The sequence below is a fragment of the Pseudomonas sp. 24 E 13 genome, assembly GCF_900004715.1.
Taxonomy (GTDB): Bacteria; Pseudomonadota; Gammaproteobacteria; order Pseudomonadales; family Pseudomonadaceae; genus Aquipseudomonas; species Aquipseudomonas orientalis_A.
Map to the genome: position 1 here is coordinate 21537 of NZ_CVTO01000161.1, position 12506 is coordinate 34042.

General features: G+C 61.3%; 12 protein-coding genes. 2 read left to right on the forward strand and 10 right to left on the reverse strand.

The window, feature by feature from the left end; translation table 11 throughout:
* Positions 1-182: 182 nt before the first annotated feature.
* The 5 genes from BFP90_RS26435 to minC form a co-directional block, all read right to left on the reverse strand.
* Entirely contained in the window at positions 183-1472 is a 1290-nt protein-coding gene (locus BFP90_RS26435; protein ID WP_065893997.1) for a M18 family aminopeptidase, read from the reverse strand.
* 171 nt (positions 1473-1643) lie between these two features.
* A complete protein-coding gene (locus BFP90_RS26440) occupies positions 1644-2279 on the reverse strand; it encodes an RluA family pseudouridine synthase (RefSeq protein ID WP_065887938.1) in 636 nt (211 codons plus the stop codon).
* 200 nt (positions 2280-2479) lie between these two features.
* Positions 2480-2734, reverse strand: coding sequence for a cell division topological specificity factor MinE (minE, locus tag BFP90_RS26445; protein WP_003175252.1), 255 nt, complete (start codon positions 2732-2734; stop codon positions 2480-2482).
* Between the two features lie 3 nt (positions 2735-2737).
* On the reverse strand, positions 2738-3550 hold the full coding sequence (gene minD, locus BFP90_RS26450; RefSeq protein WP_065887939.1) for a septum site-determining protein MinD: 813 nt from the start codon (positions 3548-3550) through the stop codon (positions 2738-2740).
* 200 nt (positions 3551-3750) lie between these two features.
* A complete protein-coding gene (gene minC / locus BFP90_RS26455) occupies positions 3751-4488 on the reverse strand; it encodes a septum site-determining protein MinC (protein WP_065898419.1) in 738 nt (245 codons plus the stop codon).
* 119 nt (positions 4489-4607) lie between these two features.
* Between minC and BFP90_RS26460 the strand changes: the two genes are divergently transcribed.
* Both BFP90_RS26460 and BFP90_RS26465 read left to right on the forward strand, forming a co-directional pair.
* A complete protein-coding gene (locus BFP90_RS26460; protein ID WP_065898420.1) occupies positions 4608-5543 on the forward strand; it encodes a lipid A biosynthesis lauroyl acyltransferase in 936 nt (311 codons plus the stop codon).
* A 160-nt stretch (positions 5544-5703) separates the two neighbouring features.
* On the forward strand, positions 5704-6834 hold the full coding sequence (locus BFP90_RS26465; RefSeq protein ID WP_065898421.1) for a patatin-like phospholipase family protein: 1131 nt from the start codon (positions 5704-5706) through the stop codon (positions 6832-6834).
* A 122-nt stretch (positions 6835-6956) separates the two neighbouring features.
* Here the strand turns inward: BFP90_RS26465 and BFP90_RS26470 are convergent, their stop codons facing one another.
* The 5 genes from BFP90_RS26470 to alc form a co-directional block, all read right to left on the reverse strand.
* Positions 6957-7742 (reverse strand): outer membrane protein OmpK, encoded by a 786-nt coding sequence (locus BFP90_RS26470; RefSeq protein WP_065887943.1) that lies wholly within the window; start codon positions 7740-7742, stop codon positions 6957-6959.
* A gap of 228 nt (positions 7743-7970) precedes the next feature.
* On the reverse strand, positions 7971-9317 hold the full coding sequence (locus BFP90_RS26475) for a nucleobase:cation symporter-2 family protein (protein ID WP_065894000.1): 1347 nt from the start codon (positions 9315-9317) through the stop codon (positions 7971-7973).
* A 176-nt stretch (positions 9318-9493) separates the two neighbouring features.
* Complete coding sequence (locus BFP90_RS26480; protein WP_065898422.1) at positions 9494-10777, reverse strand: urate hydroxylase PuuD; 1284 nt, start codon at positions 10775-10777, stop codon at positions 9494-9496.
* A 51-nt stretch (positions 10778-10828) separates the two neighbouring features.
* The gene (locus BFP90_RS26485; protein WP_005789953.1) at positions 10829-11332 is read right to left on the reverse strand and encodes an ureidoglycolate lyase; all 504 of its coding nucleotides are present in this window, start codon (positions 11330-11332) and stop codon (positions 10829-10831) included.
* A 145-nt stretch (positions 11333-11477) separates the two neighbouring features.
* Positions 11478-12473, reverse strand: a complete 996-nt coding sequence (gene alc / locus BFP90_RS26490; RefSeq protein ID WP_065887946.1) for an allantoicase — start codon at positions 12471-12473, stop codon at positions 11478-11480.
* Positions 12474-12506 lie beyond the last annotated feature (33 nt).

Here is a 12506-nt window from a genome sequence, read left to right on the forward strand (position 1 = left end):
TCCTGCCGGGTTACCCACGAATTCAAGCCTGCGTTCGGCCAGCGTGGTTTAACGGGGCGCCTAAGATCAAGATCAAAAGCGCGGCGGCCTTAGAGCCGACCGGTATCATTTGCCGGTCTGCGATCCAAATGTGGGAGGGGGCAAGCCCCCTCCCACATTTGGATCGCATTTAGCCCATCGAATCAGGGCAGGTCGCGGCTCGCGTAGAACGCACCCAGCACCTTCACCAGATGTGCCAGGTCATGACTGCCGCACAGCTCGCGAATGGAGTGCATGGCAAACGTCGGCAGGCCGATGTCGACGGTGCGCACGCCCAGGTGGCTGGCGGTGATGGGGCCTATCGTCGAGCCGCAGCCCATATCGCTGCGTACTACAAAGCTCTGCACCGGTACTTCCTGGGCCATGCACAGGTGGCGGAAGAACCCGGCGGTTTCGCTGTTGGTGGCGTAGCGCTGGTTGCTGTTGACCTTGATCACCGGGCCGGCGTTGAGCTTGGGGCCGTGGTTGGCGTCGTGTTTCTCGGCGTAGTTCGGGTGCACACCGTGGGCATTGTCCGCAGACACCAACAGGGATTTCTGAATGGTGCGTACGAATTCTTCACCTTCTGGCAGCAGGCGGCGCAGGGTCTGTTCCAGCATCGGGCCATCGGCGCCGCAGGCCGAGCAGGAGCCGACTTCTTCGTGATCGTTGCACACCAGCACGCAGGTTTCTTCGGTGTCGCTGGTGAGCAGGGCCTGCAGCCCGGCATAGCACGACAGCAGGTTGTCCAGGCGCGCGCCGGCGATGAAGTCGCCGTTCAGGCCAATCACGGCTGCGCTTTGGGTGTCGTAAAAGCTCAGCTCGTAGTCGAGCACCACGTCGGCATTGAGCCCATGCTCGCGTGCCAGTTGCTCGGTAAGCACGGCACGAAAGTCCACGCGTTCGTCACCGGCAAATTGCGCGAGGATCGGCGGCAGTTCGGTCTGGGCATTGATCGCCCATCCCTGGTTGGCCTCACGGTTCAGGTGAATGGCCAGGTTGGGAATGATCGCGATCGGCAGCTTGAAGTCGATCAGTTGGCTTTCGACCTTGCCGTCGCGCCGGAACGTCACGCGGCCGGCCAGGGACAGGTCGCGGTCGAACCACGGGGCCAGCAATGCGCCGCCGTAGACTTCCACGCCCAACTGCCAGAAACCCTGGCGCTGCAGCTCGGGCTGTGGCTTGACCCGCAGGCACGGGCTGTCGGTGTGGGCGCCGACCATGCGGATACCGTCTTGCAGCGGCGAGTGGCGGCCCAGTTTGAAGGCGATGATCGAGGAGTCGTTACGGGTCACGTAGTAGCGACCGTTGGCTTCGGTGGTCCAGGTGTCGCGCTCGTCGAGACGCTGGTAGCCGGCCGCTTCCAGGCGCTGGGCGAGGGCGGCAGTGGCATGAAAAGGAGTAGGGGAGGCCTTGAGGAAGTCGATCAGGCCTTGATTCAACGCATCGCGCATAAATAGCTCCAGACAGCAATGCGCGGAGTTTACCGTTCGAGGGCCAGAAGTGCACAGAACAAATGTGGGAGGGGGCTTGCCCCCGATGGCGGAGTGTCAGTCACTGAATCTGTTGACTGACACACTGCTATCGGGGGCAAGCCCCCTCCCACATTTGACTGCATTCACAACTTAAAAGGGTGCTGGGCACTCGAAGCGCAGGCGTTCGCCGCTTTGCGGATGAGTAAAGCCGAGCATGCTCGCGTGCAGACACAGGCGCGGCCAGGCAGCCAGGGCCTGTTCGTGGGCATACAGGCCGTCACCCAACAGCGGATGCCCGATGGACAGCATATGCACGCGCAACTGGTGCGAGCGCCCGGTGATCGGCGTCAGTTCGACGCGGCACCAGTCGCCACAACGCTCCAGCACTTTCCAGAAGGTCAGCGCATGTTTGCCGAATTCGTGATCCACCACATGGCGTGGCTTGGTCGGTGGGTCATAGCGCAAGGGCAAGTCGATGCTGCCGCTGTCCAGTTCCGGCTGGCCCCATGCCAAGGCGGTGTAGGCCTTTTCTGTTTCGCGGTCGTGAAACTGGCGGGACAGTTCGCGGTGGCTATCGGCATCCCGGGCCAGCAGGATAATGCCGGACGTTTCCCAGTCGAGCCGATGAACGATGCGGGCTTCGGGGTAGCCGTTTTCCTGCAGGCGGGTGATCAGGCAGTCCTTGTTATCGTCGGCGCGGCCCGGCACCGAGAGCAGCAGGGTCGGCTTGTTCACCACCAGGACAGCGTCGTCCTGATGCAGGATATGGATGTTGGACAGCGGCATTAAACAGCCTCGTAACAAACGCCAACGGCGGCTCCACTGACTGCCCCCTCACCTTGTAGGAGCGAGCTTGCTCGCGAAAAACTCGACGGCACCGCGTTCATTCAGGTGAAACGCGGTGGCCTCAGGTTCTTCGCGAGCAAGCTCGCTCCTACGGGGGGAGGAGCCAGGTCGCAGAGCCGCCGTGGCGGCCGCCTGTTCGATCAACGATCAGGCAGGGTGATATTGAGTTCCAGAATCGAGCAGCTGCCGTCATTTTCCAGGGCGACATGCACGTCATCGTTGCCGATATTGACGTACTTGCGGATGACCTCGACCAGTTCCTTCTGCAAGGCTGGCAGGTAGTCCGGGGTACTGCGTTGGCCGCGTTCGTGCGCCACGATGATCTGTAGACGCTCTTTCGCGACCGATGCGGTACTTGGTTTTTTGTTGGCGCGAAAGAAGTCGAGAAATTTCATTGTTTAGTTGCCTCCAAAGATACGCTCGAAGAATCCCTTCTTCTTGACATCGAGGAAGCGGTGTTCCACGGTCTTGCCCAGCAGACGATCGACGGCATCGCTGTACGCCTGGCCGGCGTCGCTCTGGTCGTCAAGAATCACCGGCACGCCCTGGTTGGAAGCCTTGAGGACGGCCTGGGATTCCGGGATCACGCCCAGCAGGGTCACGGCGAGGATGTCCTTGACGTCTTCAACGCCGAGCATTTCGCCATTGCTGACACGCTCAGGGTTGTAGCGGGTCAGCAGCAGGTGCTCCTTGATCGGGTCCTGGCCTTCTTCGGCGCGCTTGGACTTGCTGGCCAGAAGGCCGAGCATGCGGTCGGAGTCACGTACCGAGGACACTTCCGGGTTGGTCACCACGATGGCTTCATCGGCGAAGTACATCGCCAGGTGAGCACCGGTTTCGATGCCGGCCGGGGAATCGCATACCACGTATTCGAAGGTTTCTTTCAACTCGGCGAGGACTTTGCCTACGCCTTCCTTGGTCAGCGCATCCTTGTCACGGGTCTGGCTGGCGGCCAGCACGTACAGGTTCTCAAGGCGCTTGTCCTTGATCAGGGCCTGTTGCAGGTTGGCTTCGCCGTTCACCACGTTGACGAAGTCGTACACCACGCGGCGTTCGCAGCCCATGATCAGGTCGAGGTTACGCAAACCGACGTCGAAGTCGACGATGACTGTCTTGTGGCCGCGCAAAGCGAGGCCGGTACCGATAGCGGCGCTGGTGGTGGTCTTACCCACACCACCCTTGCCGGATGTAACCACGAGAATCTTGGCCAAGGTGTTTCACCCCTAAGGAAAAAGGACTTTCGGTCCCTGAAAAACATCTCTTGAAACTCGCTGCAGGCGGACAGCCTTTGTAGGGAAAAGCCAGGGTTTGCCCAGGGGAAACGCCAACTTCCAAATAGTCCTACGCAAGTATTGCCGGTTTCGCTTTGCTATCAGAGTCTAGAGATGCTTGGAAAATGCGGCAGTATCCGTTAAAGACGGATGATGTTCAACACATCGCCCGACAGGTTGACCTGTACCGAAGCGCCCCATAGCGGATCACGGCGCAGATCTTCGGAAACCTTGTACTGACCCGCGATGGAAACCAGCTCAGCGGTCAACTGCTGGCAGAAAATACGCGCTTTGGTATCACCCTTGATGCCGGCCAGGGCGCGGCCGCGCATCGGGCCGTATACATGGATGTTGCCGTCGGCAAGAAGTTCCGCACCGGGGCTGACCGAGGAGACCACCACAAGGTCGCCGCCCTGGGCGTAAATCTGCTGTCCGCCGCGTACGGGCGAGGTGATGATCTTTGTAGGCCTGATCAAGGGTTCAGGTGGTTTTTCCGGTTTTTTCTTCTCTTCACCGACCAATGGTTCGAGCGTACGCTCGCGCGCACCGGACGGCGGCAATACTGGCAGTTCAATAGCGATGGCCGCGGCAATGTCCTCGATACGGCTGGCGCGAATGGCCAGGGTACGCAGGCCGTGGGAGCGGCACACGCGCATCAGGCCGGGCAGGTCGATGACGCCCTGGCCTGCTGGCAGTTTGTCCAGGGCCAGCACCAGCGGGGCATTGTTGAAAAAATTCGGCGCCAGGGCGACCTTGGCGGCCAGTTGGCGGTCAAGGGCGTCAAGGTCGTTGCGGGCCAGTTCCAGCACGGTAATGGCGAGCATGCTGCCTTTCAGCTGGAACACGGGATCTTGGTCTAGCGGTTCGGTTTGGCTCATGGTCGGCGAAAGCGGCTTGTCACGAAAAGTGTCGAGACTTATAACGAGAACACTCACCCGCCGCAAGCCGAGTCGAACCGTTGTAGAATGCGCGGCCCTTGTCTTTACCGGAATCTGTAATGGATCGCCCGCGTTTTCGAGCTGTATTTCTCCACCCGCGTTTTTGGCCATTATGGCTGGGGCTGGGCCTGTTGTGGCTGGTCACCCAACTGCCGTACCGCGTGCTGTTGACCATTGGTCGCCTGCTGGGCGCCGGCATGTATCGCGTGGCCGGTGAACGTCGCCGCATCGCTGCGCGCAACTTGGAATTGTGTTTCCCGGAAAAATCCGCCAAAGCGCGCAAACGCCTGCTCAAGGAAAATTTTGCCTCTACCGGTATCGCGTTTTTCGAGATGGCGATGAGCTGGTGGTGGCCCAAGCCGCGTCTGGCGCGCCTGGCCCATGTCGAGGGCCTGGAGCATCTGAGGCAAGCGCATCTGGAAGGCAAGGGCGTCATTCTGATGGCCCTGCATTTCACCACCCTTGAAATCGGCGCTGCCCTGCTCGGGCAGAAGCACACCATCGATGGCATGTACCGCGAGCACGGCAACCCGCTGTTCGACTTTATCCAGCGCCGTGGCCGCGAGCGCCACAACCTCGACTCGCTTGCGGTGGAGCGCGACGACGTGCGCGGCATGCTCAAGCTGCTGCGCGCCGGCCGTGCGATCTGGTACGCACCGGACCAGGACTACGGCGCCAAGCAAAGTATCTTCGTGCCGCTGTTCGGTATCCAGGCCGCCACGGTGACGGCCACCAGCAAGTTCGCGCGCCTGGGCAAGGCCCTGGTGGTGCCGTTCACCCAGGAACGCCTGGCCGATGGCAGTGGTTACCGCTTGGTGATCCATCCACCGCTGGCCGATTTCCCAGGGGAAACCGACGAAATCGACTGCCTGCGCATCAACCAATGGGTCGAAGCCTCGGTGCGCGACTGCCCCGAGCAATACCTGTGGACCCACCGGCGCTTCAAGAGCCGGCCACCGGGCGAACCCAAGCTGTACGAAAAACGCCGTCGATAACCCTACTGTCACTGTAGAAGCGAGCTTGCTCGCGAAAAACCCAATAGCACCGCGTTCACCTAGGATGTACGCGTAATCATTGGCGATCTTCGCGAGCAAGCTCGCTCCTACAATGATGTGACGTTGTTAAGCCCAATTTTTTGCCACATGGAGTGACGCAATGCGCCCAGCCGAACCGGTCACAGGCTTGATTCTTTCCGGCGGTGGGGCGCGTGCGGCGTATCAGGTAGGGGTGTTGGCGGCGATTGCCGAGTTGCTGCCGCCGGGGGCGCCCAATCCCTTTCCGGTGATCGTCGGCACGTCGGCCGGGGCGATCAATGCGGTCACCCTGGCCAGTGGCGCGACGGACTTCACCGCCGCTATCGAACGCCTTACCGCGTTCTGGCAGGGCTTTCGCAGCCATCTGGTGCTGCGCAGCGACTGGCCGGGCGTGATCCGCCAGGCCAGTCGTTTTCTGTTTCATAGCCTGTTGGGCCTGGGCAGGCGGTTTCCGGTGGCGTTGCTCGACAGTTCACCGCTGCGCGATTTGCTGCAGGACAAACTGCATCTGGCGGGAATTGATGAAGCCATTCGGGGCCAGCATCTGCACGCCGTGGCGGTCACCGCGTTCGGCTATGAATCCGGGCAGGCGGTGACCTTCTATCAAGGCGGCGGCACCATCGAGGCCTGGCTGCGCCATCGGCGCATCGGCGTGCCGACGCAACTCACGGTTGAGCACTTGCTGGCCAGCTCGGCGATTCCCTTGCTGTTCGCCCCGGTGAAACTCGACCAGGAATACTTCGGTGACGGCGCCGTGCGCCAGTCGGCCCCGATCAGCCCGGCCCTGCACCTGGGCGCCAGCCGCGTGCTGGTGGTCGGCGTCAGCGGTAACCCGCGCGGCAACGAACCCTCGATGCCGCGCACCTATACCGGCCAGGAGCCGACCCTGGCGCAGATCGGCGGCCACATGCTCAACAGCACGTTCATTGACAGCCTGGAAAGCGATATCGAATTGCTGGAGCGCTTGAATCAATTCAGCGAGGTCTCGCCCGAGCTGGCGTCGGTGGAGGTGCTGGTGATTGCGCCCAGCCAGCCGATCGATGAAATCGCGGCACGCCATCGCCAGGAATTGCCGGCGGCGTTGCGCATGTTCCTGCGTGGGCCGGGGGCGACCAAAACCAGTGGGGCGGGGGTGTTGAGTTACTTGCTGTTCGAGGCAGGGTATTGCAGCGAACTGATCGAATTGGGGCGCAAGGATGCGCTGGCCAAGCGTGAGGAAATCATCCGATTCCTGGGCCTGACGCAGAGCTGAATGTGGAGAGCTGAATGTGGGAGGGGGCTTGCCCCCGATAGCGGTGTGTCATTCACAGTATCTGTGACTGAATCGCCGCCATCGGGGGCAAGCCCCCTCCCACATTTGTACAACAGTGTTTTTTAGAAATGGTATTTCACCAGGAAGCTTGCGGTGTCCTGGGTCGTCTTGAACGCGCCCGAGTCCTCGATCCCGTACTTGTTCTTCCAATAGTCGTATTCAAAACCTACGTACAACTGTTTGTCGCCCCAATGCAGCGCTTTACCGAGGTCGTATTTGACCTGCGGGTTGAAGTGCAGGTTGGCGTGATAAGTGCCACGGGCGTTCTTGTCGTTGTCCACCACCCAGTCCATGAAACCGTCGATCAACACATCGGAGCTGCCCACGGGAATGGTGTACGACCACACCGGAGTGATCTGCCACACGCCGTCACCCGGGCGGTTGCCTTCGGTCTGGCGCTGGTAGAAGTTCAGCTGGAAGTAGTCGAAACCCGGAATATTCAAGTCAAACGCCGGGCCCAGCAGGTACGACTCGTTATCGCCTTCGCCGAACTCGTAAGTGAAGGCCAGCAAGACATCTTTGATCGGGCCGAATGACAGGTCCTTGTCGAGGATTTTGCCGAATGACAAACGCGGGCTGAACTCGCCGTAGTAGGTATTCGGACCGACGTTGCCGTCTTCCTTGCCGTTGTAGAAGATGCGGTCGAGGAAGAAGAAGTTGTCGCCGTACTTCCACGCGTCGGCATGTTCGAAGGTGACGGTTTGCTGGATCTGCGGGTTGACGGTAAAGCTCTTGCCCCACAGATAGGTCAGGCTGTTGTTTTGCCACTGCAACACATCACCGGCCACGGCTTGGCCACCGGCCAGCAGGGATCCCGCCAGCATCAGGCCTTTGAACATAGGTTTCATTCGGTGCTCCCGAGTTAAAGTTTTATGTTTTTTCTCATCTGGCGCTCTGACACGGCGCCTTTGGATTGGCTGAAAAACTCGTCTGGTTGGTCAGCTTTATGGCTACAGCAAAAGCCGCGCCAAGGCGGTAAAAAACCGTCGATTCAAGCGGGCGCGGAGAATACTGGCTCCCACGTCGGGGCTCAAGTGCGCCGTTACAGCGCGCTCAGGGCGACAATGGGGCGTGCGTCAGGTGTGGACGTGCTCAACGGCAGGGCGCTCGGCACCGCCGAGAATGTTGAACAGGATATTCAGCGACAACGCGCTGAGGGTGGCCATGGCGATGCCACTGTGGGTGATTGGGCTCATCCACACCGGCAATTGCGCGAAGAAGTCCGGGCGCACCACCGGGATCAGGCCCATGCCGATGCTTACCGCCACCAGCAACTGGTTGCGCCGGTCAGCGATGTCGGCCTCCTGCAGGATCTTGATACCGGTCGCCGCCACCATGCCGAACATGGCAATGGCCGCGCCGCCCAGCACTGCCGGCGGAATCGAGGCCACCAGGTAGGCGGCCTTGGGCAACAGGCTCAGTACGATCAAAAACACCCCGGCCATAATGGTGACCGAGCGGCAGCGCACGCCGGTCATCTGCACCAGGCCGATATTCTGCGCGAACGAGGAGTGGGTGAAGGTGTTGAAGAACCCGGCGAAGAACGACGCACCGGCATCACACAGCAGGCCGCGACGCAGCATTTTTGGCGTGACCTCCTGGCCGGTAATCTTGCCCAGGGCGAGGAACATGCCGGTGGATTCGACAAAGATGATCACCACCACCAGGCACATCGACAGAATGGGTGCCAACTCAAACCGGGGCATGCCGAAGTGCAGCGGTGTCACCACCTGCACCCACGGCGCCCGGGCCAGGCCGCTGAGGTCGACCATGCCGATAACGCCGCACAATGCGTAACCCAGGCCCATGCCGATCAGCACCGAGATGTTCACCCAGAAGCCGCGCATGAACCGGTTGATCAGCAGGATAGTGGCCAGCACCAGCGCGGCCACCGCCAGGTACACCGGCGAGCCGAACGTAGCGGCCGCGCTGCCGCCACCGGCCCAGTTTACGGCCACGGGGAACAGCGACAAACCAATGGCGGTAATCACCGTACCCGTCACCAGCGGCGGGAAAAAGCGCACGACCTTGGACATGAACGGCGCGATGAGCATGCCGAAGAACCCGGCGGCGATGGTCGCGCCGAAGATGCCCTGCAAACCGATGCCGGGCATGCCGGCCATGGCGACCATGCTGCCGACGGCGGCGAAACTGGCGCCCATCATCACCGGCATGCGAATGCCCACCGGGCCGATGCCGAACGACTGCACCAGGGTGGCAATACCGGCGACCAACAGGTCGGCGTTGATCAGGAAAGCGATTTCCTCACGGCTCAAGCCTGCGGCCTGGCCAATGATCAAGGGCACGGCGACGGCGCCGCCGTACATCAGCAAGACGTGTTGCAGGCCTACCAGAATCAGTTGCAAGAGGGGCAGCCGCACCATGGCGGGCGCGGCAGGAGTCTGCGTTTCTAACTGGGACATGCAACACCTCGGATCTTTTTATTGTTGTGTTGTGTGGAGCGCAATATTCAAAACACAGCAGTACCAAATGTGGGAGGGGGCTTGCCCCCGATGGCGGTGGATCAGTTACAGGTGTGCTGGCTGGCACACTGCAATCGGGGGCAAGCCCCCTCCCACATTGGAACTGTGTGAATCAATTAGTTGGTGCGGGCCCCTTGGTTGATCCAGGTGCCGATCAGGTCTCTTTCCTGCTGGGTCATTTGAGTAATGTTGCCCAACGGCATGATCTGGCTCGCCACGGCCTGCGCCTGGATGCGTGCAGCCTGCTGCTGGATCTGCTCCGGTGTGTCGAACATCACGCCCGCCGGGGCGGTGCTGAACAGCGGACTGGTGGGCTTGGCCGAATGGCACACGGTGCAACGTTGCTCGATCACATGGTGTACCTGGCCGAAGTCCGTGGTGGCCTGGGCCGGTGCCGGTTCAGCGGCCGGTGCGGCGGGCGCGGCCGGTTTCAAGCCACCGCCCAAGGCGGTTTCCGGCAGGGGTTGGTACTCGATGGCTGCCGGTGCCTTGGCGATCGGTTCAGCCGGCTTGGGCCCGGTCACGTAGGCCAGGCTGATCATCGCCAGCGCGCCCACCGGCAAGGTCCAGGCATACTTCTGGCTGTTGTGCCGGGTGTTGAAGTAGTGCCGCACCAGCACCGCCGCCACGGCAATCCCGGCGAGGATCAGCCAGTTGTATTGGCTGCCGTAGGTGCTCGGGAAGTGGTTGCTGATCATGATGAACAGCACCGGCAGGGTGAAGTAGTTGTTGTGCCGTGAGCGCAGCAAGCCTTTGGCCGGCAGTGCCGGGTCCGGCGTGCGGTTCTCGGCAATGGCCGCCACCAGTGCGCGCTGGGCGGGCATGATGATACGGAACACGTTGCCGACCATGATCGTGCCGATCACCGCCCCCACATGCAGGTAGGCGCCACGGCCGCTGAACACCTTGCTGAAGCCGTAGGCCGCCGCGATCAACAGCACGAACAGGATCAGGCCGAGCAGGGCAGGGCGCTTGCCCAGGGCCGAGTCGCAGAGAAAGGAGTAGATGAACCAGCCGGCGAACAGTGAGCCGATGCCCAGCAAGACGCCTTCGGTGCCGCTCAGGCTGCTGCCGGGGGCCAGCAGGTACAGGGTCGGGTTCCAGTAGAACACCACGCACAGCAGCGCGACGCCCGACATCCAGGTGAAATAGGCTTCCCATTTGAACCAGTGCAGGTTGTCCGGCATGGTCGGCGGGGCCAGTTTGTACTTTTCCAGGTGGTAGATACCGCCACCGTGGATCGCCCACAAGTCACCGGCCAGGCCGCTCTTGGGGTTGACGCGGTTGAGGTTGTTTTCCAGCCAGACGAAATAGAACGAAGCGCCGATCCAGGCGACGCCAGTGATCATGTGAACCCAGCGTACGCTCAGGTTCAGCCATTCCAACAGATGTGCTTCCACAGTCTTTACCTCTCGCCTGTCACCCTTGTTGTCGGGTGATCCGGCCTTCTCTTATTGGTGGGGGGCAAGGATCAAACGCTCATCCTCTTTGAAAAAATGCTCATCGCAGTTATTGCCTGTGCCACTGCGATCAACCACCAGGAAGTCATCCCGCTTTTCGATCGTCAGCACCGGGTGGTGCCAGACGCCGCGATGGTAATTGATGCCCTGCCTGCCGTTGGTGACGAAGGCGCGGACCAAGCCTGATACAGGTGCATCGCCAAGGGGCGCGACCACGATCAGAAAGGGGTTGCCGAGCAGCGGAATGAAGGCCTGGCTGCCCAGCGGGTGTCGTTCCAGCATGCACACGGTCAGCGGCATGTCCTGCGCGTCGGCGCGGAAAATGCTGATGATGGCGTGGTCCTCGGGCTGTGCCGTTTCGACTGTCGCCAGTTTGTGAAAGCGCATGGTCGACCCGTTGTTGATCATGAAGTGATCGCTGCCATCGGTTTCGATAACGTCTCCGAAAGGGGCGAAGGCTTCTTTGGTCAGGGGTTCGATCATCAGTGTGCGCATGGCTGTCTTCTTATCCGGATGCTGTGTTGGATCGTTCCCACGCTCTGCGTGGTAACGCTGCCCTGGACGCTCTGCGTCCGCTCTTGGTGACGCGGAGCGTCACGGGATGCATTCCCACGCGGAGCGTGGGAACGATCATGCGGTGCTATTTGGCAACCTTGCCCAATACGCGCAGACGGCTCACACCGCCATCCGGGAACACATTCAGGCGGATGTGGGTAATCGGGCCCAGCGCCTTGAGCTGCTCGGCGAAGGTGTGTTCGGCGTGCATTTCCAGCTTCTGCGCCGGCAGCAGTTCGCGCCAGAACAGCGATTGGGTCTCGATCTGGCTGTCGGTGCCGCCTTTGACGAACGCGCCCTGGATCGAGCAAGTGTCCGGGTAGTTGCCCTTGAAGTGCAGGGTGTCGACGATGATTTTTTCGATTTCGCCGGGGTGCCCCAGCGCGACGATCACCCAGTCGTTACCTGGCGTACGTCGACGCGCGGTTTCCCAGCCGTCGCCCATGTTGATGCCACGGCCCGGGTTGAGGATGTTGCTCATGCGCCCGAAGTGTTCATCGGAGCAGGCCAGGGCACGACCGCCATTGAGCGCGGCGGCCAGGTCGACCTGTTCGTTGTCGCCCACGGCGGACCAGTCGCGGAACGGCACGCCGTACACGCGCAGACGGGCCACGCCGCCATCCGGGTAGATGTTGAAGCGCAGGTGGCTGAACGCCTGCGCGTGGTTGATCTCGTGGTAGTGGTGGCTGTTGCCTTGCAGTTCGACGGCCGACAGCACTTCCACCCATTGGGTGTTCTCGTCAGGCTCGCCCGAGACCAGGAAGCAGGCTTCCAGGGACGCCGATGGTGGATAGTTGCCGGTGAAGAATGAAGTGTCGATGTCCACGCCTTTGATCGAACCCGGTACGCCGAGGCGGATCACCGCGCTGTCGTAGCCTTCGAAGCGCTTGCGGCGCGACTCCCAGCCGTCCATCCACTTGCCGTTATCATCGAAAACGCCCTCCTTCCACACAGCCGGGGTCGGCTGGAACAGGCGGTTGGCGTCGGCGAACCAGTCATCGGTCACGGAGATGATTTTGGTGCCCAGGCGGGCGTCGGCGAGGTTGACGAACTTCTCGAAAGGTACGGGTTGCGCTTTCATTCTTCTTGTCTGCCTTGGATAGAGTGGCTGGGG